The organism is Glutamicibacter sp. St.4D3, from assembly GCF_059728615.1.
Genome location: NZ_AP039380.1, coordinates 2,899,617 through 2,922,256 on the forward strand (window position 1 = coordinate 2,899,617; position 22,640 = coordinate 2,922,256).

General features: G+C 63.0%; 22 protein-coding genes. 8 read left to right on the forward strand and 14 right to left on the reverse strand.

Annotated features, from left to right (window positions below; translation table 11 throughout):
* Positions 1-40: 40 nt before the first annotated feature.
* The 7 genes from AC6I21_RS13380 to AC6I21_RS13410 form a co-directional block, all read right to left on the reverse strand.
* The gene (locus AC6I21_RS13380; RefSeq protein WP_138926804.1) at positions 41-1,216 is read right to left on the reverse strand and encodes an NAD(P)-dependent malic enzyme; all 1,176 of its coding nucleotides are present in this window, start codon (positions 1,214-1,216) and stop codon (positions 41-43) included.
* 338 nt (positions 1,217-1,554) lie between these two features.
* Positions 1,555-3,156 carry a sulfatase family protein gene (locus AC6I21_RS13385; RefSeq protein ID WP_497762586.1) on the reverse strand — a complete coding sequence of 534 codons (1,602 nt, stop codon included), beginning with the start codon at positions 3,154-3,156 and terminating at the stop codon, positions 1,555-1,557.
* On the reverse strand, positions 3,153-3,974 hold the full coding sequence (locus tag AC6I21_RS13390; protein WP_054820595.1) for an ABC transporter ATP-binding protein: 822 nt from the start codon (positions 3,972-3,974) through the stop codon (positions 3,153-3,155). Before AC6I21_RS13390 ends, AC6I21_RS13385 begins: the two co-directional genes overlap by 4 nt.
* The gene (locus AC6I21_RS13395) at positions 3,971-4,747 is read right to left on the reverse strand and encodes an ABC transporter permease (RefSeq protein WP_054820594.1); all 777 of its coding nucleotides are present in this window, start codon (positions 4,745-4,747) and stop codon (positions 3,971-3,973) included. Before AC6I21_RS13395 ends, AC6I21_RS13390 begins: the two co-directional genes overlap by 4 nt.
* Entirely contained in the window at positions 4,744-5,610 is an 867-nt protein-coding gene (locus AC6I21_RS13400) for an ABC transporter permease (protein ID WP_360027453.1), read from the reverse strand. Before AC6I21_RS13400 ends, AC6I21_RS13395 begins: the two co-directional genes overlap by 4 nt.
* Positions 5,582-6,670 carry an ABC transporter substrate-binding protein gene (locus AC6I21_RS13405; RefSeq protein ID WP_497762587.1) on the reverse strand — a complete coding sequence of 363 codons (1,089 nt, stop codon included), beginning with the start codon at positions 6,668-6,670 and terminating at the stop codon, positions 5,582-5,584. The genes AC6I21_RS13400 and AC6I21_RS13405 overlap by 29 nt, the downstream gene beginning before the upstream one ends.
* A gap of 97 nt (positions 6,671-6,767) precedes the next feature.
* On the reverse strand, positions 6,768-8,351 hold the full coding sequence (locus AC6I21_RS13410; protein WP_497762588.1) for an amidohydrolase: 1,584 nt from the start codon (positions 8,349-8,351) through the stop codon (positions 6,768-6,770).
* Positions 8,352-8,665: 314 nt separating this feature from the next.
* On the opposite strand from AC6I21_RS13410, the gene AC6I21_RS13415 reads away from it, so the two are divergent.
* From AC6I21_RS13415 to AC6I21_RS13430, 4 genes are all read left to right on the forward strand, one after another.
* Positions 8,666-9,313: a TetR/AcrR family transcriptional regulator gene (locus AC6I21_RS13415; RefSeq protein ID WP_497762589.1), complete on the forward strand. Its 648-nt coding sequence runs from the start codon at positions 8,666-8,668 to the stop codon at positions 9,311-9,313.
* Positions 9,310-10,269: a formylglycine-generating enzyme family protein gene (locus AC6I21_RS13420; RefSeq protein ID WP_497762590.1), complete on the forward strand. Its 960-nt coding sequence runs from the start codon at positions 9,310-9,312 to the stop codon at positions 10,267-10,269. Before AC6I21_RS13415 ends, AC6I21_RS13420 begins: the two co-directional genes overlap by 4 nt.
* A gap of 39 nt (positions 10,270-10,308) precedes the next feature.
* Complete coding sequence (locus AC6I21_RS13425) at positions 10,309-10,725, forward strand: helix-turn-helix domain-containing protein (protein ID WP_497762591.1); 417 nt, start codon at positions 10,309-10,311, stop codon at positions 10,723-10,725.
* A gap of 145 nt (positions 10,726-10,870) precedes the next feature.
* On the forward strand, positions 10,871-12,118 hold the full coding sequence (locus AC6I21_RS13430; protein WP_497762592.1) for an aminotransferase-like domain-containing protein: 1,248 nt from the start codon (positions 10,871-10,873) through the stop codon (positions 12,116-12,118).
* 119 nt (positions 12,119-12,237) lie between these two features.
* Here AC6I21_RS13430 and AC6I21_RS13435 read toward each other — a convergent pair whose 3' ends face one another.
* Genes AC6I21_RS13435 through AC6I21_RS13445 form a run of 3 tightly spaced genes read right to left on the reverse strand, consistent with a single transcriptional unit; the run spans position 12,238 to position 15,760 of the window.
* Positions 12,238-13,023 (reverse strand): IclR family transcriptional regulator domain-containing protein, encoded by a 786-nt coding sequence (locus AC6I21_RS13435; RefSeq protein WP_342773560.1) that lies wholly within the window; start codon positions 13,021-13,023, stop codon positions 12,238-12,240.
* Positions 13,024-13,046: 23 nt separating this feature from the next.
* Positions 13,047-14,888 carry a bifunctional sugar phosphate isomerase/epimerase/4-hydroxyphenylpyruvate dioxygenase family protein gene (locus AC6I21_RS13440; RefSeq protein WP_497762593.1) on the reverse strand — a complete coding sequence of 614 codons (1,842 nt, stop codon included), beginning with the start codon at positions 14,886-14,888 and terminating at the stop codon, positions 13,047-13,049.
* Positions 14,888-15,760, reverse strand: coding sequence for a shikimate dehydrogenase (locus AC6I21_RS13445; RefSeq protein ID WP_138926813.1), 873 nt, complete (start codon positions 15,758-15,760; stop codon positions 14,888-14,890). Before AC6I21_RS13445 ends, AC6I21_RS13440 begins: the two co-directional genes overlap by 1 nt.
* A gap of 273 nt (positions 15,761-16,033) precedes the next feature.
* On the opposite strand from AC6I21_RS13445, the gene AC6I21_RS13450 reads away from it, so the two are divergent.
* Complete coding sequence (locus tag AC6I21_RS13450) at positions 16,034-17,374, forward strand: MFS transporter (RefSeq protein WP_138175775.1); 1,341 nt, start codon at positions 16,034-16,036, stop codon at positions 17,372-17,374.
* An 18-nt stretch (positions 17,375-17,392) separates the two neighbouring features.
* On the opposite strand, the gene AC6I21_RS13455 is transcribed toward AC6I21_RS13450, so the two are convergent.
* The gene (locus AC6I21_RS13455; protein ID WP_497762594.1) at positions 17,393-18,178 is read right to left on the reverse strand and encodes a 3-hydroxybutyrate dehydrogenase; all 786 of its coding nucleotides are present in this window, start codon (positions 18,176-18,178) and stop codon (positions 17,393-17,395) included.
* A 169-nt stretch (positions 18,179-18,347) separates the two neighbouring features.
* Between AC6I21_RS13455 and AC6I21_RS13460 the strand changes: the two genes are divergently transcribed.
* A complete protein-coding gene (locus AC6I21_RS13460) occupies positions 18,348-19,067 on the forward strand; it encodes an NUDIX hydrolase (RefSeq protein WP_497762595.1) in 720 nt (239 codons plus the stop codon).
* Between the two features lie 42 nt (positions 19,068-19,109).
* On the opposite strand, the gene AC6I21_RS13465 is transcribed toward AC6I21_RS13460, so the two are convergent.
* Entirely contained in the window at positions 19,110-19,556 is a 447-nt protein-coding gene (locus tag AC6I21_RS13465; RefSeq protein WP_497762596.1) for a hypothetical protein, read from the reverse strand.
* A 143-nt stretch (positions 19,557-19,699) separates the two neighbouring features.
* Positions 19,700-20,164, reverse strand: a complete 465-nt coding sequence (locus tag AC6I21_RS13470) for a hypothetical protein (RefSeq protein WP_497762597.1) — start codon at positions 20,162-20,164, stop codon at positions 19,700-19,702.
* A 171-nt stretch (positions 20,165-20,335) separates the two neighbouring features.
* Here AC6I21_RS13470 and AC6I21_RS13475 point away from each other — a divergent pair, with 171 nt between their 5' ends.
* Together AC6I21_RS13475 and AC6I21_RS13480 are read left to right on the forward strand one after the other, a co-directional pair.
* A complete protein-coding gene (locus AC6I21_RS13475) occupies positions 20,336-20,908 on the forward strand; it encodes a MarR family winged helix-turn-helix transcriptional regulator (RefSeq protein WP_497762598.1) in 573 nt (190 codons plus the stop codon).
* Between the two features lie 213 nt (positions 20,909-21,121).
* Complete coding sequence (locus AC6I21_RS13480) at positions 21,122-21,322, forward strand: hypothetical protein (RefSeq protein WP_497762599.1); 201 nt, start codon at positions 21,122-21,124, stop codon at positions 21,320-21,322.
* A 137-nt stretch (positions 21,323-21,459) separates the two neighbouring features.
* Here AC6I21_RS13480 and AC6I21_RS13485 read toward each other — a convergent pair whose 3' ends face one another.
* Positions 21,460-22,596, reverse strand: coding sequence for an acyl-CoA dehydrogenase family protein (locus AC6I21_RS13485; RefSeq protein ID WP_360027054.1), 1,137 nt, complete (start codon positions 22,594-22,596; stop codon positions 21,460-21,462).
* Positions 22,597-22,640 lie beyond the last annotated feature (44 nt).

Consider the following 22,640-nt stretch of genomic DNA (forward strand, 5'->3'; position numbering starts at 1 on the left):
GTCCTTCGTGCGGCCGTGGCCCGGCCCTATAGCATGCTGCCTACTGGGCGGATTCGGCCGCCGCGCCAACTGCCTTGGCTACCGCGGGCATGACCCGCTCGTCCAGGGCGGAGGGGATGATGTAGTCGGCTGCCAGATCCTCGCCGACCAGGTCGGCGATCGCATGTGCGGCGGCCACCTTCATCTGTTCGGTGATCTTCGCAGCCCCGGAATCCAGTGCACCGCGGAAGATGCCCGGGAACGCCAGCACGTTGTTGATTTGGTTCGGGAAGTCGCTGCGCCCGGTAGCGACCACCGCCGCATACTTTTTGGCGTCCTGCGGCATGATCTCCGGGTTGGGGTTGGACAGTGCAAAGATGATCGCGTCCTTGTTCATTCGCGCCACGGCTTCCTCATCGAACTTCGACGAGGACAGCCCGACGACCACATCGGCGCCATCCAGTGCCTCGGCCAATCCGCCCATCACGTCCTCATGGTTGGTGATGGCCGCCAGCTCCGCCTTGGTTGCATTCAGGTCATCCCGCTCACGGTGGATGGTGCCGCGTGAATCCAGGACGATCACGTCCCCCACACCGGCCTGCAGCAGCAGCTTCGTTACCGCCACGCCGGCCGAGCCGGCACCGGAGATGACGACCTTCAGCGCGGAGAGGTCGCGCTGGGTGTAGCGGGCCGCGCCGATCAGGGCCGCCAGCACCACCACTGCGGTACCATGCTGGTCATCGTGCATCACCGGGATGTCCAGGGCTTCAATCAACCGGCGTTCGATTTCAAAGCAGCGGGGAGCGGAAATGTCCTCCAGGTTCACGGCACCAAAGCTGGGACGAAGACGGATGATGGTGTCCACAATTTCGTCCACGTCGGTGGTTTCAAGAACCAGTGGAATCGAGTTCAGTCCGGCAAATTCCTTGAACAGCGCGCATTTGCCCTCCATGACCGGCAGTGACGCGGCGGCCCCGATGTTCCCCAGGCCCAGGACCGCAGTGCCGTCGGAAACCACGGCCACCAGGCGGGAGGCCCAGGTGTGTGAATCATGCTTGGCCGGGTCGTCCGCGATGGCCTGGGAAACCTTGGCCACGCCCGGGGTGTAGGCGATCGACAGATCGCGCTTGCTGCGCAGGGGCATCTGGGAGATGACGCTCAGCTTGCCACCCTCATGGGCTTCGAAAACTTCGGCGTCGGTGATCTTGGACAGGTCTTGGGTGGAGTCAACAGACATTGGACTTCTTCTTCCTTCAGAAAGTGCTGAAAACGGCATAACGCATTGCCCACGAAACTTGTGGCATAGCGCAGGAACGCGCAAAACCAAGCATCCGGCCACGTTCAGGTAAAGCGAGCACGCATCAGGCTCGAACTTCACGTCACAAACGCACGAAACAACAACGCCGTTGCCAGGTAAGGCATCTCGTCACGTCATTGCGTGCCGCAATGATGGTTGGTCAGTACTTTCTTTAGACCTTGGTTTCCACCATACGGGAACCGTTCATCGCGTGACAACTCCCGCTCGTCGCATATGCGTCATAAATTCCCCAGCCGTCCTACCTCGTTTTCGCTCCATTAGGCGGCTGCTGTGGGACGCGACCGTGCTGTTGCCAGGTTGACCAATTGTTCGCTCAAGGCGGTCTGCAGGCGATGGGCCAGTTGAGTCCCCTCCACGGTGCCGGCGAGGTTCTGCAGTTCATCAGGGTCCGATCGATGGTCGTAGAGTTCGCTGATTGGCGTTCCCATGTACCGGGTCAGACGGCCCTCGCTCGTGATTACAGTTCGCATGCGCACCGGGGCGGGAAGTCCGTCGAGGGAGAACGGCTGGTCCTCCTCGATGAGCAGTGCTTCTGCTCCGGTTCCCAGCGCAAGGTTCCCGTGACCGTCGACCAGGCTGCGGCCCTGGATACCGCGAAATGCCGGCACGCCAGCCAAGTCGAGCATGGTCGGTGCGAAGTCAGCACTGGAAACCAGTTCGCTGCTCCGGCGTTGATCGTCTTGCCCGGGAACGCGGATGATTAGGGGAACACGCGTCACCGCCCGATAGTGGGAGAAGTGCTTGAGCATCAAGCCATGGTCCCCAAAGAGGTCCCCGTGGTCCGCGGTAAACACAACAATGGTGTCCTCCGCCTGACCGGTCTCCTGCAGTGTCTCCAGCACCTTGCCGATCTGCTCATCCATGAACTCAATCAGCCCATACTGTGCGGCCGCGGCGGCCCGATACTGGTCTTCGGTCACGGCGAAAGTCATGGTCGGATCGCTGTTCGGCGTTCCGCGTTGTTGATGCATGCGACGAATGTGTTCGGGGGACCGGGCATGATCCTGGTCGAACCCCACCGGGAGTGTCAAGTTCTTCGGGTCGTACCGGCGCGCGTACTCACGTGGCGGCGCGAATGGGTGGTGTGGGTCCGGGAACGAAACGAACATGAAGAACGGTTCGTCGTCGCGTGCGGCGGCCCGCACGCGTTCCACCGCCTTCTCGCCAATGTAGCTGGTGGGATGCACCTCGGCGGGAATCGCGGAGGTATAGACCTGTTCCCAGCTGGCCAGAACATTGGACCCCGCTGCCGGGCCCCCCAGTTCCCGTGGCTCGACTCCCTTTCCACGAGCCCAATGCAGCCAATGCCCGCCGGGGGCGTCTCCGTGACCGATGACCAGGTCTACGTCCTGGTAGCCGTAATAGTCATCGGGCATCGCGACGTATCCGGCTTCATGTCGTGCACGGTTCTCCCATTGGTCCCAACCGGGTTCACGCCGTGCGACGACGGCATCGGGCAGTTCGGGATCGAGAAGTCCCGGTGCGCTTTCCAGGATTTGCTGCCGCTGTTCCGGTTCGAAGTCCCATCCCATGTTTTGGTGATGGAGTTTTCCCACAGCGCTCGTGCGGTAGCCGCAGCGGGAAAGCTGGCGCACGAAGGTGGAGGCATCAGGATTCACTGGAATCCCGTTGTACTGTGTGCCATGCCCGCTAGGCCAGCGGCCCGTGAGCAGGCTGGCCCGGTTCGGCATGCAGGTGGGGTTCGCGACATGCGCGGAGTCGTAAACGGTGGAAGACGCCGCCAACCGGTCCAAGTTCGGTGTGCGCACCTCGGCGTTGCCGTAGGCTCCCAGGTGATCCGCCCGCAGCTGGTCCGCAATAAACACCAGAATGTTGGGGGACTTGCTCTTTGGGCTCATACCTGGGCCTCCCGGATCAGGGAGAGCACCTTGGTGCGCTGCTCAGAGAATTCGGGCAAGGCGCGGGTGGTGATCTGGTTACGGGACCGCGGAAGGTCCACATCCATGACTTCCAAGACGGTGGCGGGCTTATGCCCGATCGCGACAATTCGGTCGGAGAGGTAGACCGCTTCATCGATGTCGTGCGTTACCAGCAAGATCGTCATCCCCAATTCATCACGAATCTTGAGGCAGAGGTCCTCCAGCTCAAAACGGGTTTGTGCATCAACGGAGGCGAAGGGTTCGTCCATGATGAGGATCTCGGGGCGGTAGGCCAAGGCCCGGGCGATCGCCACACGCTGCTGCATGCCGCCCGAGAGCTGCCAGGGATAGCGTTTTGCGGCGTGGCTCAAACCGACTTCGGCGAGGGCCGCTTCCACTCGGGCGCTGACCTCCGTCGCGGGAAGGCGCAGGTGCCGAAGGGGTAGGCGCAAGTTTTTCTCGACCGTCAGCCACGGCATCAGCGAGCGCGAGTAGTCCTGGAACACCAACGCCATTTCCGCTGGCGGGCCACTGACCACCTTGCCGTCAATCTTCATGCTGCCGCCGCTGCAGGAATGCAGCCCGGCAAGGCACTTCAGCAACGTCGTTTTGCCAACCCCGGAAGGGCCAACGATGCACACCATTTCCCCGGCGTTGACGCTGAACGACAGGTTTTCGATGACCTCGACCGATTTTGGACCCGTGCCGTAGGTTTTGGCTAGTGCCTCGACTTGCAGTCGCGGCACCCGTGTCGTGGGCTCGGTGTGCTGAGTCGGGTTGTCAATCGTGGAGTTCACTGTACTTTCTCCAGTTTCTTGGATCCGATGTACCAGGACAAGGCCCGGTTCTTGAAGATGTCAAAGACCATGTTGCTGGCGAAGCCGATGAAACCCAGCAAGAGAATCCCGGCCCACATGTCCGCAGCCATGAAGGTCTGTTGGGCCAACAGCGTCATGGCACCGATCCCCTGTGCAGTGCCCATCATCTCCGAGGCGATCATGACGATGAACGCCACCAACAAACTGACCTGCATGCCCGCTGCAATCTGCGGTCCGGCGGAGGGAAGATACACGGACATGAGCCGGTCGCGGCGGGACAGCTGGTACACGGTGCACACATCCTTCAAGGAAGAATCCACCGCTTTGATGCCATCCATGGTGGCGATCATGGTGGGAAAGACCGCGGCGATCACGATGGAAGCAATACGCATCTCGTCACCAAAACCGACCAAGGTGATTAGAATCGGCACCAGCGCCACCGGCGGAATCCCGCGCAACAGGTGCAGGCTGGGTTCGAACATGGCCCGCAACAACGGGACCGTAGCCAGGACGAACCCGATCAATACACCGAGCACTACCGCGATAAGGAACCCCAGAACGAGATTTTTCATACTCGGCAGAATGTCACTGACAAAGTGCTCGAATAACCATAGATCGGCGAAGCGGGAAAGAATTTGCCGCAGGGGTGGGAAGAAGGCATTGGTCGATGAGTTGGAAGCTCCGAACCAGGCAGCGATCAAAACAATCGGAGTCAGTACCGCCAACGTGAGGTTGAGAAGATGCCGTTTCACTTTGCTTCCTCCCTGAAGGCCGGATGCCAGTGCAGAACCTTGCGTTCAATCAAGACGGCCCCATTCTGGGCAAGCAACCCGAGCACACCCAGCACCAACACCAGTGCGTACACCCGAGGAAAGTCCCCTGCCGCCTGGGCGCCATAAATGCTACTGCCCAATCCTGGAGCACCGCCAAGGAGCCCGGCGACCACAACGATAATGAGCGCCGAGGGGGCGCCGATGCGAACGGAGGTGCCGATATAAGGGGACGCCGAGGGCAACGTGATGCGCCACAGGCGTTCGGCGGGCCTCATGCCGAAGGATCGTGCAGTGTTGGTTGCGACCGGGTCGGTGTCGTTGACGCCCGCGATGACCTGGATTGTGGTGGACAGGACCGTTCCGATGAGCACCAGTACCAACGCCATCTGGCTGGTCGGTCCCCAGATCATGACGCAAAGTGGCAAGACGACGATCGGCGGGATCGGTTTGAGAAATTCTACGACTGCCAGGGTCGCGTAGCGCACCGTGCTCAGGGAGCCGATAAGCAGCCCCAGGATGACTCCGGCGACTATCGAAAGTACAAGTCCGAGCAGGGCGAGCCAGATCGTGATGGCCGTTTCGCTCCAGAATTCGGAGCTGGCAAGCAGTTGGGTCAGTTCCCCCAACGTCGCGCTGACGGTGGGTAGTCCCGTACCGAAGATTCCCGCGGCGGCTGTTGCCTGCCAGAACCCGAGGAGCAGCAGTGCTCCCAGCGCGCCAAGTGCAGCTTTCGTTGCCGGAGTTTCCAGGGTATTTGCTGCCCTTGCGGTAGTCCGGCGCGCGGGGGTTGCCCTCCGGCCGCTCATCCGCGGGCTAGTTTGCACTGAAGATGACGGAGTCATCAAGATTCACTCCCTTCGGAAGGTAACCGAGCTGCACCAGCTGTTCATCCACGTGGGTCAGGTCATCAAGGGCAACTTCGGATGGCCAGTAGTTATCCGCCCCGGTGCTGATGGTTTGCTCATCAATCCCGGTGATCTTGGCGGCCTTCTTCTCCATTTCCTCCTGGTGTTCGTTGGCATAGGCGTTGGCCTTCACGATGGCACGTTGGAAACCGGCCATGGCTTCGGGGTTCTGCTCCACCTTTTCGCCGCCGGCAACCCATAGGCCCACGGCGCCGGGCCCGAAGAATTCCAGTCCTGGGCTCCCGAGCAGATCCATACCCTCGGCCCCGGCATTTGTAGAGAACGGGGCAACGAGGCCGGCGGCATCTACCCGTGATTGCTGCAACGACTGCAGCGAGCTGGCGGGGTCGAGCACCATCCAGTTGATCTTTGAAGGATCTCCACCGTCCTTGCTCACCATGTTGGCGATGGTGACTTCCAGCTGGGCCTTTCGAGCTGGCACTGCCACCTTCCTGCCTTCCAGATCCTTGGCTCGGCTGATCCCGCTGTTGGGGCGCACGAAGAGGCCCGTGTCATCGACCTTGGCCGGTGTCTCATCCTTCAGGGCTGCGGCGTCGTAACCGTCAGCGGGACCGACCACCTTGAGATCCACGGATTGGGACATTGCGTTGATCAGCGGGATGGAAGGGGTATATGCCAGGTCCAGCTGACCGGATTGGGCTGCGGCGATGCCCGCTGGCGGGTTTGCGACGACGGTGGTCTTCACTTCGAGGCCCTCGTCGGCAAAGTAGCCCTTCTCAATGGCGGTGTTGATCGCAGCGTCGGAGGCAATGCCGATGGTGCCGACGTTCAGCGTAATGTTCCCGTCCGCGTTCGGCTCGGCTGCCGCCTGATCCTGAGAGGAACATGCGGTGAGGCTGGCCCCCAAGGCCAGTGAGGTAACAACAGCTGCAAGTGTTTTCGTTTTCATGGAGGTACCTATCGGGTGAGAAATCAGTGGTGTAAATGGTGCGCAGTTGGGCTCGCGCCCCTGATCGGGAAAATGGTTCGGACCCACAAGCGGCTCTGCGCCTGAACCGTGACGCTGGCAATCTTTTGCGAGGTCCCGGTGGGCGGTGCTAGCAGTTGCCTGATACGACCGGGGTTCCCGGCCTTCAGCCCCGTTCGTAGACGACGTTCCCGCCCACGATGGTGTAGCTGGTGGGGTTATTCAGCAGCTCTTCCACCCGGGCACTGAGCGGGTCGCGCAAAATGCACAGGTCGGCTAGATATCCCTCACGGATCCAGCCCTTGTCCTGCTCAGCGTGGTCTTGCCAGGCTGGAGTTTGGGTCATCATCGCCAAGGCTTGGGCCTGGGTGAGCCGTTCCGGCTCCCCGTCTCCCGGTCCCGCGCTGGTGTTGCGGGTAACTGCGGCAATAACGCTCTGGCGCCAGTCGGGGCTGGTCACCGGTGAGTCGGAAGCCAATGAAACACTGACTCCCCGTTCTGCCGCTGTGGCCAGGGGCTGCTGCGCTTCGAAGCGTTGCTGTCCGAGGAGCCTTTGCATCAGCGCTCCAGCTTCCGAGCGGATCGAGGGATTGGTGCTGTAACCGATACCGGCTCGGGCCATGCGTTGCAGAACGGAGTTGTCAGCGAATGCTCCATGTATGACGTAGTGCCGATTGTTTTTGGCCCCGCGCGGATCCGGTAGTGACTCGACGGCCTCGATAAACGCCTCGGTGGCCGCGTCTCCGGTGGCATGGACACCGGCCTGCAAACCTGCGGCGTCGATGTGTGCAAGAATCGCACGAAACTGGTCGACGCGATCTTCGTCGCTCGTTCCCTCAAGCACTAATGCGCCGTGCCCGTGGCCGCAGGGGAGCTGATACTCGTCATGGAACCAAGCTGTGCCTGAGCGTGGGATGCCGTCAGCGAAAACCTTGACCCCTGCGATACGGAGGCGCAAGGGGTCAACATCTTCGGCCAGGGCGGGTAGAGCGCTCTCAAGCCCCTCGCGCACCGACTGCGCCGACTCACCGCCGGTGCCAGCAAAGAGCAGCAGGCAATTCACCCGCAAGCTCAGCAGGCCATCCCGTGCGAGCTCCGTCAGGATCTGCAACGATGGCGTGTCACAGCTGGCAGCCATGAGAGTTCGACCTCCGGGCCCCAGTCCGGGATCCGTCAGTGAAGTGACGCCCAACATATGCAGTTCGTCTTGGAACCGCAGGAACGCTTGACGCAGTTGGTCTTCGGCAAATGGCGGCAGGGAATCGTTGACCAGGCGCATGGCTGCGTCTGCGAATCGGCCATTGACGCTGCCGTCGTGGTTTCGACCCACTACTCCCCCAGGCACGTCCGGAACTTTTTCTCCCAGATCCAGGCGACGAAGCGCTTCACCGTTCACCATCACCTGGTGGCCGGAGGCATCGAAGGCAACTACCGGTGTATCAGGCCGAGCCGTGGCCAGGTTCTCGCTGCCATCGGTTCCCAGCACCGCTTCATCCCATCCGGCAGCGCGTACCCAGCCGCCGGGGTCGGGGGAAGCTGCCTCAATGCGGTCAACGACTTCTTGCCAGGACTGCGCATCCTTGAGCTGAAGGTGCGCGTATCGGGTCATCGCACTGGCGGCAAAATGCAGGTGACCATCATTGATGCCGGGCAAGATTGCCCCACCCTGTGCATCGATGATCCTCGTCGATCCATCGGCCAGCTGCAGCAATTCGTCACCACCGGTGGCGGTGATTCGGCCATCGCTCATCGCAACCGCGCTCGGCCTTCCGGCCACCTCCGTAGCGTTTGCCCCAGAGTCAAGACCGAGCTCAGGTACAACTCCTCCGTGCACGATCAACTGTGCCGCCATGCCGTCGCCTCCCTCGTCATTCTCGCCAACGAAATGTGATCCGCCTTACAACTTCCAGTAGTATGTCAAATGACTTAGTCACTTGACCAGCTTTTGTTGGAAAATGTTAAAAATCAGTGCTTCATCGGCTGATGAACAGCGAGAAACAGTGCTTGGGTTAGGGTCATATCAGGCGTGGATCTTTCCTGGCCGGGCAATGAAAGGAATGAAGTATGGCGCGAGTTTCGGTCGAAGAGCGTAGCCGTCAGTTCATCGAAGCTGCTGCCCGCGTCATCGCAGCTGAGGGAATGGCAGCGGCAACGACCCGTCGAATAGCCGCTGAAGCAGGCGCCCCACTCGCTGCCCTGCATTACTGTTTCCGGAACAAGGATGAACTACTCAACGAGGTCTACAACTACCTAAGCCGGGACTACGCGCGCGAGCTTGACCCGATGCCCGGTCCCACGAGTCTGGATGACGCAGTTGAACGACACATCCGGCGTATCTGGCGGCGCATGCTATCCGCCCCGCATGAGCAGGTCACGACCTTTGAACTGCTCCTGCGTTCAACCCGACTCGTGGATGAACAGGAAATTGCCGCGGCAAGGACGATCAATCGTTCCATGTATGGCGCATGGATCGCCTCCACCAGCGCGATCTTCCGCAGTGCCGCTGAAGCAATGGGCGAAGCTGCCCATATCGATTTTGATACCGTCTCGCGGATGGTGATCGCAGGGATCGACGGTATCAGTCTGCAGCATCTTTCGGACCCGGATGAGGAACGCACCGATCGGCTCATCGACGCGCTCTGCGATTCAGTCAAGCATTTGCTGCACCAGCAAATCGACACCCCGCGTACCGAGCCGGCCCCACGATCATGAGCTGTTGCCACCCGAGTCCCAGAGCAACTGGGTCACCGTCAGGACCCGCAGCCGTTGGCTCATCGTCCGGTTCGGTGCTCGTAAACGGTCGATCACCTGGACTGCATGCGCTAGCTCAGGTTCATCTACCCTCCGGCAGCTTCGAGATGGGCGACCATTTTGCTGAAGGTTATCCAGCCGACGGTGAGTTGCCACTACACCGGGTTCAGGTTTCTGGATTTTCCATGGACGCCACCCTGGTCACCAACGAGCAATTTGCTTGTTTTACTGAAGCCACCGGTTACCTAACGGAATCTGAGCGGCTCGGATACTCAGCAGTCTTTCGCGGATATCTCAGCGCACCGAGCTCCGATGTCATCGGATCCGCAACTGGGACATCGTGGTGGCTCGGGGTTCGCGGAGCGAACTGGCGCCATCCCACCGGCCGCGGCTCTTCCTGGCAGGACCTCGCGGATCATCCGGTCGTCCAGGTTTCATGGAATGACGCGATGGCCTACTGCCGCTGGGCTGGGCGGGCGCTGCCCACCGAGGCCCAGTGGGAATACGCCGCGCGTGGGTTGGTCAAGGGGCAGCGCTACGCGTGGGGCAACGAGTTGATGCCGGGAGGTCGGCATCAGTGCAATATCTGGCAGGGGAACTTCCCCCAGCACAATTCCGCCGAGGACGGCTACACAGGCACTTCTCCGGTCAAAAGCTATCCGCCCAACCCCGTAGGACTCTTCGACGTTGCCGGGAACGCATGGGAATGGTGCAGCGATTGGTTCCTCCCCAAGTACTATCGCAATAGCCCGCTCAAGGATCCGACCGGCCCCACGATCGGAGATGGGAGGGTTCTTCGCGGCGGCTCCCACCTCTGCCACGATTCCTACTGCAACCGCTACCGCGTGTCGGCGCGCAGTCATAATTCGCCCGACTCGGCCAGCAGCAATACCGGTTTTCGTACCGTCAACAGGTGAAGCAGTGCGGCCCACCGGCAACTGGGGCAAGATGGAAGTATGGCTTCCCCCACCGCTGCATTAAGTAAGGTACGCACCTTCGACGCGTTAGAAGATAAACAGGCCAAGAAGCTGGCCCGCGCCCTGGCTGAGGCACAAGACACGACGGTCTTCGTCAACGGAACGGCCCTGCAGCTGCCAGCCGCCGCACAACAGGTCCTATTGGAGGCGCTGCGCCGGCTTTCGGAAGGAGAAGCGATCAGCATCGGTACCCCCGAGCTGCTGCTCAATACCTCGCAGGCCGCGCAGATGGCCGGCATCTCCAACAGCTATCTTCGCAAGCTGACCGATTCGGGCATCATACCCGTTGAGTATCGGGGGACGCACCGCCGGATCCGCCCGGCCAGCATTGAGGCCTGGCTGGCCAGCCGCGAACAACCCCCGACCGGTCAGCAGGATGACAAAAGCCAGAATTGACGCCAACTAGTGCCAAGCGTGCGTTTTCCTGTCAGAATACTTAAGTAGTTCATCGGAAAACTTCGGCAGTGTCGCCGCCCACCGGGTTCCTCGCGCGGGCTTCCCGGACGCCACCGCCGACACGCCACGCTAGTTGAGGAGCACCATGTCGGTCTCACCCGCCAACGAGTCCATCATCGCCCAGCACGAAACCCTGTTCTCCGAACGCGCCGCCGGCATCAAACAGTCGGCCGTCCGCGACGTTTTCGAGCTGTCATTGGACCCCTCACTCGTTTCCCTTGCCGGAGGCAACCCCTACCTGCAGTCCCTCCCCCTGGCGAAGCTGGGCGAGATCGCCCGGCGCATCATCGTTGAGCAGGGGCCGGTGGCCCTGCAATACGGTTCGGGCCTGGGCACCGAGGAGCTACGCGGCCAGATTTTGGAGGTCATGGCGGCCGAAGGCATCCACAACGTCGACTTCGATGACGTGGTGGTGACCAACGGTTCCCAGTCCGCCCAGGACATGGCCTGCAAGGTCTTCTGCGATCCCGGCGACACCGTGCTTTGCGAGGACCCGACCTATGTCGGGGCCCTGAACACCTTTGAGGCCTACCAGGTCAAGGCAGCCCCGGTGCTGACCGACGAGGACGGAATTGTTCCCGAAGCCCTGGAACGTCGCATCGAGGAACTACGCGCTGCCGGGGAACGGGTGAAGTTCCTGTACACCATCCCGAACTTCAACAATCCCTCGGGGATCACCCTGGCCGCCGAACGGCGCCAACGCGTCGTTGACATCTGCCGCGCCGCCGGAGTGCTGGTGCTGGAGGACAACCCGTACGGCATGCTGCGTTACGAGGGCGAGCCCGCCCCCACGCTGCGCAGCCTGGATCCGCAGAACGTCATCTACATGGGCTCGTTTTCCAAGATCCTCTCCCCCGGCCTGCGCATTGGCTGGGCCGCGGTTCCCACGCACCTGTTCCGGCGCTTCTACCTGGCCGGGGAGGCGGTGGCGCTGTGCCCACCGACGCTGAATCAGATGATCATCAGCGACTACCTGAAGGAACACGACTGGCGGGGCCAGATCGATGACTACCGCCAGCTGTATGCGGCACGCCGTGATGCCATGCTCAGCGCACTGGAGCAGTACCTGCCCGAGGGTATCAGCTACACCCGCCCGGAAGGCGGGTTCTTCATCTGGCTGACCCTGCCGCAGGGCATCGACACCTACCAACTGTTGCAGGAGGGCGTGAAGTCCGGGGTTATCTTCATCCCCGGCGCCGCCTTCAGCCCGGGAGAGGAGTCCAGCAACAAACTGCGCCTGGCATTTTGCGCGGTGGACGAGCCGACCATCACCGAGGGCGTGAAGCGCCTTTCGGCCCTGCTTGAACAGGAGATTGCGGCGCTTTCCGCCTAGCCGCCCAGCCGTGGACGAGCAGGGCGCATTGCCGTTGCACCGCTCGTCCACGGCCCGCTGTCCGGCCCGGCCGCCGCTCTGCGGTCTGCGCGTCTCCTGGCCAAGGAGGGTTGGCGCAGCTAGTTCGCGGCGATCCGCCCGCCGAAGTCATCAGCAATGTCCCGGGCGGTCTGCAGCATCAGGGGAATCATCTGCTCGGTAATGGAATCCGAGCCAACCCGCCCGGGCTGCACGGAGACGTTCAGGGCCCCGAGCAGCTGCTGGCCGCGATACACCGGAACCGCCAGGCCGCGCAGCCCCTCGTCCAGCTCCTGGGCGACCATCGACCACCCCTGGTCCGCCACCAGTTCCAGCTCCTCGCGCAGCTCATCGATGCTCGCCACGGTTTTGGAGGTGTAATGGGTCAACTCGATCCGCGAAAGGAACCGTTCCCGCTCATCGTGCGGCAGCCCTGCCATCAGTACCCGGCCCATGGAGGTGACCCAGGCGGGCATCCGGTTGCCGATGGCGGTGTTCAGCGAGTGCAGGCGCGGGGAAAGCACCCGCTCGACGTACAGGATGTCCTGCCCGTCCAGCACGCACAGCGAGGTGGTTTCCTCCAGCTCGCGGGCCAGGCGCTGCAGGTGCGGGGCCGCGACCTGCGGCAGCGTCAGCCCGGAGAGATAGGAGGCCCCGATGTCCAGCACCCTGGGGGTTTGGCGGAACGCGTTGCCCACGCTTTCCAGGTAGCCCAAATCCACAAGGGTCAGCAGGAAACGCCGGGCGGTGGCCCGGGTGACGTCGGTGGCCGCGGCCACCTGGGACACCGTCAGGGGGTCGCTTTGCGCGGAGAAGGCCAGCAGCACCGCCAGGGTCTTCTCGGCCGACTTCACGTAGTAGTCTGGTTGTTCGGCCACGCGCAGCATCCCCGCTTCCACTTTGTCGTTGGTTATCGACCGGTGAGGCGGTTCCTTTCGAACTGCGCCGCCAGCCGTATCGGGGCGTTCGGCGCCCCGTACCCATCGTAGCCGTCACGGCGTTCCACGACTTCGAAGAACAGATTTCCCACGGTGGCGGTGTAGAAGTGCAGGAACACGCCGTGCTCGTCCCGGTCGAAGAGCAGATTCAGTTCGCGCAGCGTCTGCAGCTGCTCTTCGGACAGCTCGAAGCGGGAAGCCAGGTCCTCATAGTAGTTTTCCGGCACGGGCAGGAACTCCATGCCGGCCTGCACCGCCCGGCGCGCCAGCGCGATGATGTCGGTGGTGGCCACCGCGATGTGCTCCGGGTATTCGTGGTTGCGCTCGATGGTCGCCTCCAGGCCCTGGGGCACGATGTTCAGGGCCAGGCGCACCGCGGCGTCGGGGGTGCGCAGCACCTGGGAACGCACCAGCCCCATGGGGCTGGGGACCTCGGTTCCGGCGATGGCCTGCAGGTTCAACGTGCTGGTGTAGAACAGCACGGATTCATCGAATGCCTGCCAGGGCTGGGCGAGGTTCACGTGGTCAATTCCGGTGATCGGCCCGGCCGGGGTGGCCGGGGTGCCAACCCCGAATTCCGCCTCCCAGGCGGCGGTGGCCTGGGGGCTGGAGAAGAAGACCTCGGTGTCATCCGGGGCGAGGAACCCGGTCAGCTCCTGTTCGTCACTGGTGTGGTGCCGCGGGACCACCGGGGCCAGCAGTGCTCGGGCGCGCTCGGTGCTCGGTCGTGCGTCGGGCACCTGGATCCCGAAGCCCGAGACCTGGGCGGTGACCCCGCGGCTGCGCTGGGTGTTGATGATGATGCGCGCGTTGCCGGCCTTCCACAGCTGGACCGGCTTGCGCCGGTGCTGGCCGTGGAAGCTGAAGCCCAGTTGGGCCAGCATCCCGGCGACCAGTTCGGGGTCCTCGGTGCGGATCTCGGCGTAGTCGAACCCTTCCGGCGCCTGCGCCTCGGGCAGGGCGCGCAGCTGCAACGGATAGCCGTTGGCTTCGCTGCCCATCAGTTCCATGGTGCGGTCCTGCAGCCAGATCAGTGAGCGCAGCCCGTCCACGGCGGTGCGCACGACATTGGATTGGCGGAAGACGTCATTGAAGATTTCCAACGACACGATCCCGTCATAGCCTGAGCGCACCAGCTGGGCCATGAACTGATCCAGCTGGAAGCCGCCTTCGCCCGGGAACACCCGGTAGTGGCGGGACCAGGAGAGCACATCCAATTTCATGGCCGGGGCATCGGCCAGCTGGACAAAGAAGATCTTCTCCCCCGGGATCCGGGCAATGTCCGCCGGGTCATCCCCGCGGGAGAGGATGTGGAAGGAGTCCAGGCAGATCCCCACGTTTGGCCGGTCCACCAGCTGGGCGATGCGCCAGGAGTGCTGGTAGGTGTTCACGTACTTGCCCCAGGCCAGCGCCTCGTAGGCAATGCGCACCTGGTAGCGCTCTGCCAGGTCGGCCAACTGGCGGATCTGGTCGGCAAACAATTCGTCATCGTTGATGGTGGCGGTGGCGACATTGGAGCACAGCAGGATCAGATCCATGCCCAGGCGCTGCATCAGCTTGAACTTTTCCTCGGCCCGGCGCAGGTTGGCCGCCAGCGTGGCCGGGTCGACCCCTTCAAAGTCGCGGAACGGCTGGAACAAGTCCAGGCTCAGTCCCAGACGCTGGGCCAGGGCGCGGACCTCCTCCGGGGACTTGGGGCTGACGGTCAGGTCCTGTTCAAAGATCTCGATGCCGTCGAACCCGGCCTTGGCGCAGGCGAGCATCTTTTCCTCCAGGGTGCCGGAGAGGCAGACGGTGGCGATGGAGGTGCGCATCAGAGTCCGGCCTCCAGCATCTGCAGCAGGTGTTCACGCATCCGGACGGCATCGGGGCGGATTCCGGTGATGATCTCGAACGCGTCCACGGCCTGACCCACCGCCATGTTGCCGCCATCGAGCACCCGGCAGCCGCGTTCCCGCGCGGTGGTGATCAGTTCGGTGTCCACCGGACGGTAGACGCAGTCCGCCACCCAGTGGCGGGGTTCGAGGTTTGTCAGTTCCAGCGGCAGGCCCGGATGATGGTGCATGCCAATCGGGCTGGCGTTCAGCAGCCCGTCCACCTGCGCCAGCAGCTGCGGAGCCTGCTGGGGCGTGGCGGTGCTGATCTGCCGGTTAGGGAAATTCTGGCTCAACGCGGCCGCACGTTGCCCGGCGCGTTGCTCATCCGGGTCAACGAGGATCAGGTGGCGCACCCCGGAATCCAGCAGAGCGTAGGCAACGGCCGCCCCGGCACCGCCAGCCCCCAGCTGCAGCACGGTCTCCAGCGGCACCTGCGGCAGCCCGGTGGCCAGTGCCCAGCCAAACCCGGAGGCGTCGGTGTTGTGCCCGTGGAACTTCCCGTCCCGGATCACCACGGTGTTCACGGCCCCGATGCTGGCCGCGTTCGGGCTGATCTCATCCAGGTGTTCCATCACCAGCTGCTTGCAGGGGTGGGTGATGTTGAAGGCGTTGTAGCCCAGCTCCGCGGCGGCGCGCAGCAGCTGCCCCACGTCCTGTGCGGGGCGATGGATTTCGGTCAGGTCAATGGGCCGGTAAAGATAGCGCAGCCGGTGCTGATCGGCTTCGCGTTCATGCAGCGGCGGGGTCAGCGAGGGCATGACGCCGTCGCCGATCAGACCGACCAGATAGGACTGTGCTGTGGTGCTCACCGGGTGCTCCCCATTCTCGTTCTTCAACCCTTCACCCGACCCGCCGGATGGGGCGGGTCAGTTGCTGCTGGCCCTGCCTCCATCTTCAGACAGCGTCCGATGGCGTGGCAATCGCTGGTGCCGGACCGCGATGCGGACGTTGCGGCGAAGGGGATTGTCTCGATTGTGATTTAGCTCTACTCTATATCCATGTACGTTTTACGCACAAGTGTACGCATAGCGCACAAGCGTAGAATTTCAGTAGGACCCAGGACCTGATTCGAGGAGATCTTGATGTCACACATCCACCAGGGGGCGGACGCCAGCAATCCGCCGGTCCCCCAGCGCACGCCGGTCAAGGCGGCGTTGGCCAGCTTCATGGGCAGCGCCGTCGAATACTATGACTTCTTCATCTTCGGATCCGCCGCGGCCCTAATCTTCCCGCACATCTTCTTCCCCGACGCGGACACCAATGCCGCGGTGATGTCCCTGGCGACCTTCGGCTTCGCCTACATCGCCCGACCCATTGGTGCGGTGATCCTCGGACACTTCGGGGACCGGATTGGCCGGCAAAAGGTCTTGATGTTCACCCTGGTGATGATGGGCGCGGCCACCTTCGCCATCGGCTGCCTGCCGACCTTCGACCAGGTGGGTTGGCTGGCGCCGATCCTGCTGGTGCTGGCCCGGCTGCTGCAGGGGCTTTCCGCCGCGGGCGAGCAGGCCGGGGCCTCCTCACTGAGCCTGGAACACGCCCCGGATCACCGCCGCAGCTTCTTTACCTCCTGGACGCTGACCGGCACCCAGGGCGGGCAGATCCTGGCCGCCCTGGTGTTCATCCCCGTGGTGGCCCTGCCCGATGAGATCAAGTTCGGCATCGGCTGGCGCATCCCGTTCTGGCTTTCGGCCGTGGTGGTCATCGTGACCTACTTCATCCGCCGCTCCCTGCACGAGACCCCGGAGTTCGAGGCCGCGAAGAAGAACAATGAAATCGCCAAGCTGCCGCTGGGCGTACTGCTGCGCTTCCACTGGCGGGACGTGCTGCGGGTGATCCTGTGCGCGTTCATCGCCGCCGTCTCCACCGTCTACGGCACCCTGGCGATCTCCTACGGCAAGACCATCGGCCACCTGGATGAGTCGATCACCCTGTGGCTGGTGGTCGTGGGCAACATCGGTGCGCTGTTCACCCAGCCGCTCTTTGGCATGCTGGCCGACAAGATCGGACGCAAACCGGTGTACATCTACGGCGCACTGGGTTCGGCCGCCTTCATGCCCTTCTACATCCGTTCCATGGAAGGCGGCAACACGCTGCTGCAGTTCGCGTTGTCCCTGCTGGTCTTCTCCTGCGCCTACGCGGCCGCCAATGCGGTATGGCCCAGCTTCTATGCGGAGATGTTCTCCTCCCAGGTGCGCTTCTCCGGCCTGGCGATCGGCACCCAGCTCGGATTCCTGATGGCCGGCTTCGCCCCCTCGATCGTTGCGGCGATGGGTGGACTGGAGCCCGGGGGCTGGGTGCAGATCAGCCTGTTCACCGCCGCGGTCGCCCTGGTGGCCAGCATCTCGGCGCTGACCGCCCGGGAAACCTTCCGGGTGCCCACCCACCAGCTGGGACACCGGGTGCAGAAGGTCGCCGGCTAGGGTGGTTGGGCCGCGGCGCTAGTGCGCGGTCCAGCCCCCGTCCATGGTGTAGCTGGCCCCGGTGACCATGGCCGCCGGCCCGGCGGCCAGCCATGCGGCCAGCTCGGCCACCTCCTCGGGCTCCACCAGGCGCTTGATCGGACTTTCGGTGAGCATCACCTTGGCGACGACTTCGGATTCGGGGATGGAGTGCGCCGTGGCCTGGTCGGCGACCTGGCGCTCCACCAGGGCGGTGCGCACATAGCCGGGGTTGATGCAGTTGCTGGTGACCCCGTGCTGTGCACCTTCCAGGGCGGTGACCTTCGATAGCCCCTCCAGCCCGTGCTTGGCGGCCACGTAGGCGGACTTGTAGGCGCTGCCAATCAGCCCGTGGGCCGAGGAAATGTTGATGATGCGCCCGAAACCTCGCTCATACATGCCCGGCAGCACCGCTCGGATCAGCAGGAACGGGGCCTCGAGCATCAACCGGTGGATCAGCCGCCAGTCCTGCGGATCGAATTCATGGATCGGCGCGACCCGCTGCACCCCGGCATTGTTGACCAGGATGTCCGCCGATAACTCCAGGGTCTCCAGCGCCCGGGTGTCGGACAGATCCACCACCCATGATTCCCCGCCCACCTCGGCCGCGGCCGCGCTGGCCGCGGCCTCGTCCCGGTCGGCCACGATCACGTGCGCTCCGCGCCGGGCCAGGGCCCGCACGCAGGCCAGGCCGATGCCGCCGCCCCCACCGGTGACAATGGCCCGACGCCCGGCGAGCCCTTCATTGCCCGGTACCTGCCCACGGGCGGTTTCATTGGTTGTCATGGCATTTTCCTTCCGGGGTACGGCGTCCTCTTGATTCCCATCGTGCCAAGGCTCGCGGCGGGAACAACACCCCGGCGCCGTGTATTTTTGCAAAGCCGCGGTGCGCGGCTTCTCCCGGTGCCCCACGCCAAGGCGGCACTCACCGTCCAGATCGGCCATACTGGGAGCCATGGAGCAGAACTGGCCAGAACCGCAGCGCACCGCAGCACAGCGGGCGGCGCACGAGGCGGCAACGGTGCAACGGGCCGCCAGCGTGCTGCTGCTGCGGGAATCGGTCCACGGGCTGGAGGTCTTTATCCAGCACCGGACCCGGACCATGGATTTTGCCCCCGGGGTGGTCGTGTACCCCGGCGGGCGCGTCGACGAGCAAGACGCGGCGGCGGTAGACACGATTCCCGAACCGGTGGCTGCCGGACACGCCCAGCTGTGGCGGAACACCTCGCTGTGGGCCTTGGGCGAACAGCAGTCGCACTTCGCGTCCGCCGTCGTGGCGGCCGCAGCCATCAGGGAGGTCTGGGAGGAAACCGGCGCCCGCCTGCAGCCCCGCCAGCTGGTGCCGTGGGCGAACTGGATTACCCCGCTCGGCCACCCGAAGCGTTTTGACACCTTCTTCTATGTGGCCGGACTCGACGCTGGCCAGCAGCCGCGGCACCAGACCACCGAAGCCCTGGATTCGCATTGGATCACGCCTCGCCAGCTGCTGAAGGACACCGACTCCGGCAGGTTGCGGCTGATGGCTCCCACGCGGGCCACCCTGCTGGCGGTCATGAATGGCGGTACCCTGCCCGAGGTGCTTGACCGGCGCGAACCGGTCAGCCCCGTGCCGCCTGCGCACCTGCCCACGGAGGGTGCGGCGCTCAACGCAGCAGACCGGGGCCGCGGGCGATGACCGGGCAGGCGCGGGCCAGCATCAAGGCTTGAGGCGGTCCTGCTAGCGCATCGTGGCAAAGCGGTACCCCCGCTGGGACACGACCTCGCGAAAGACTTCGTGGGAAGGTATCTTGTGCGCCACGACCGAGTACTTCCACTGCGGCACCCGGAAGGTCATGACGCCATCAGCCTGGGTAAGCCTCCCGAAAAATTCACCCATCCCCATCTCCTGGGGCATCGCACCAACGGTCCGAAGATCCGGCTGCTGAGTGCTCAGGTGCAGCATCATCAGTTCATCCGTGTGCCGATCAATCATGGCAATAAACACTGCCCGGCCATGGATGGAGGCCAGGCCCATGGCATCAGCCAATGATTCTGAGGCCTGAGTCATCACAATGGGAACTCCGGGCTTCCACTCGAAGAGCCCCAAATACTCTTTGCCCTTGTTTGTTGCCAATACCTGCGCTACCCGCTGCGCAGTCTGTGTTCTGATGATACGACCAGGCATGTCTTGGTTCCCTATCTCTAAGAACGACTAATTTCAGAAATCTACAAACACTGCACTGCGGTCTGGACGGCAGCGTTGCGGAGCGCCTGTGGTCACTTTTTGACTCGCGTCCGCCGGGCAAATCACCGTTTGAAGCAGTGCGCTTAGCTGAGGATCTTCTTCTGTGCCTGCGTTGCTTCACTGCGCAGGGTCGGGGAGGCAATAATTGGCTGTTCTCCGGTCGAGAAGGGATCAATTAGCCAGCCCGCTTCGGCAGTGCCCACCTGGGCCGCCTGCCCTGCCACCACGGCGGGGGCGGGATGCTGACCCTGAACGGCGAATTGCAGGTTCCGCACCTCAAATTGAATGCCGATGACTTGTTCCAGCTGCGGCAGAAGTTCGTCATTGACGAACTGCACCAAATCCGCAACGTATCGCTCGTGCGTCGCGGTGCACGCAAAATTGATGACCAGTTGACCCGGGTCACCGGTGATTGAGCACTGGCAGGAATGCACGTCTGCCCGTCCCCCACACTGGTAGCGGGCATAGCGGGCCACTTCGGACAACTTGCGTGACCAGGCCTTCCCGGCCGGAGGGTGATCCAGGTGCTCAAGATGATTAGTTGTCATGTCTCACTCCTCGTTTATCGCGATGTTCCATAGTAAAATAACACTTAGCCTGGCTAACTTTTAGAAAGGCTATATGTAAGATTGTGATGTATCAAGCTGGAGATTGAAAAAACGGACTGGACCGTGGTTCCCAAGGTCTAAAGAACAGAGCACTCCAGTAGAAAGGCCCCGATGAGCGCACTTCAAAGCAGCGGTTACTGGTACCCACAAGGGTCCGAGGAAACCACGCCGATCGATCTGCTCAACCTGCTGCGCCGCTATCGAAGTGCGGAACGCAAAATGCGGGCGGCAACCAGGGACTCCATGGGAATGGGCGAAACGGATCTTCTCGCTCTGCGCTTCCTGCTCAAGGCCCATCAATCCGGGCGGATACTGCGCCAAAAGGACTTTGCCAGCGAACTGGAGATCTCCAACGCCTCGGTATCGGCACTGATTGACCGCTTGTGCCGCGACGGCTATGCACAGCGTGTGGTGCACCCCGAGGACCGCAGGTCGGTGGCGATCATGCCCACCAAGCACACGGATCAGGAGGTGCGTGAAACTCTTGGTCCCATGCATCAGCGAATGCTCGAAGCGGTGGAAAGCCTTACCGCGGATGAACGCACCGCAGCGGCCAAATTTCTCCATGGAATGATTCGAAGCGTAGAGAAAGTCGACACGTCGACGCCGACCACGCCGACCACGCCGAAAGCACCATCTTCCTCGGGCACCAAGGCTGCGGCCACGGCTCATACCGCTTCTTGAGCCGAGGTTCGCTAGAGCGTCATTCCAACCTCCGGCAAGCGCGCGAAGCGGTTCTTTGCCAAAGCGCCCGTCAGCGCATGCCGGAGGTACCGATGAGCGGATGGCTTCTGAGCGGATCAGCCCTTCTTTGCGGGGCATTTCAGGTTTCCAACAACATCAGACGCGAAGGAGCAACCCAGAGAACGCGGAAGTCGACGAAAGGAGCATCAGCGGATGCCAAAAACCACCCTCCAGCTCACCCTGACCAAAGATCAATTCGACGACCTGTCCAATGCACTGGAAGATTACCGCGACCAGTTCGCCCAACGTGCCGGAGAATCGGAGTTTGACCTCCTACTCGGCTCCGCATATTGGGAAGATCGGGCGCAGGAAGTTCAGGAACTGCTTGAGCGCATCCTCCAGTCGCCAAGCTAGTGGCTATAGAACCGGGTGTGGCGGCACCAAGAATCCTGCGGGCAACGAAGTTCCGGCACGCCCGCATGCTGGCACAGGGGAACTCATCGAACGGCCTTCGCGAGACGGGGCCCGCCCCGCTGCAGCCCACGTCCGATCTAGGACTCGATCAGCGAACGACCCACGATCAACTGCATGATTTCGTTGGTGCCCTCCAGGATCTGGTGCACCCGCAAGTCGCGGGCAATCTTCTCCAGGCCATACTCGCTGAGGTAGCCGTAGCCGCCATGCAGCTGGATGGCGCTGTTCGCGGCGTTGAAACCCGCATCTGTGGCCATTCGTTTGGCCATGGCACACAATCGGACAGCATCCGGAGCCTTGGCGTCCAACGCGGCGGCGGCGCGGCGCAGCAGGGTGCGCGCCGCCTCAAGGCGCATCTCCATGTCGGCCAGTTCGAAGACCAGCGCCTCCTGCCGGGTCAGCGGTCCGCCGAAGGCCTGGCGTTCCTTCAGATAGGCCACGCTCTTTTCCAGCGCGTGCTGACCACCGCCCAGTGAGCATGCCCCGATGTTCAGTCGCCCGCCATTCAGCCCGCGCATGGCAATGGAGAATCCCTGCCCCTCGGCGCCGAGCATCTGGTCCGCCGCGACCCGCACGTCATCCATGATCACCTGGCGGGTGGGCTGGGCCTTCCACCCCATTTTCTTCTCGTTGGCGCCGAAGGACAGGCCCGGCGCGTCCGCGGGCACCAGGAAGGCGCTGATCCCCGCGGCCCCGTCCTGGGAGGTGCGGGCCATGACGATGTACAGCGCCGCTGATCCGGCCCCCGAAATGAACTGCTTGACGCCGTTGAGCACGTAGTCATCGCCCTCGCGCCGGGCCCGGGTGCTCAACGCCGCCGCGTCGGAACCGATCCCGGGCTCGGTCAGGCAGTACGCGCCCAGCTGCTGCATCTGCAGCATCCCCGGCAGCCAGCGCGAACGCTGCTGCTCGGTGCCGAATGCGTCGATCATCCACACCACCATGTTGTGGATGGAAATGTAGGCTGCAATGCTTGGATCGGCCTTGGCCAGCTCCTCAAAGATCAGCACCGCGTCGCTGCGGGTCAACCCGGAACCGCCGTGTTCCTCACTGACGTAGATGCCGCCCATCCCCAGCTCCCCGGCCTCGGCCAGCACATCGGTGGGAAAATGGGAAGTTGCGTCCCATTCCAGGGCGTGCGGGGCCAGCTTGTCCGCCGCGAAGTCCCGAACCATCTCCACCAGCGCCTGCTGGTCCTCATTCAGTTCAAACATTGCCGAACCCCTCCCTGACCACCAACGGCTACTTGTGACCCAGA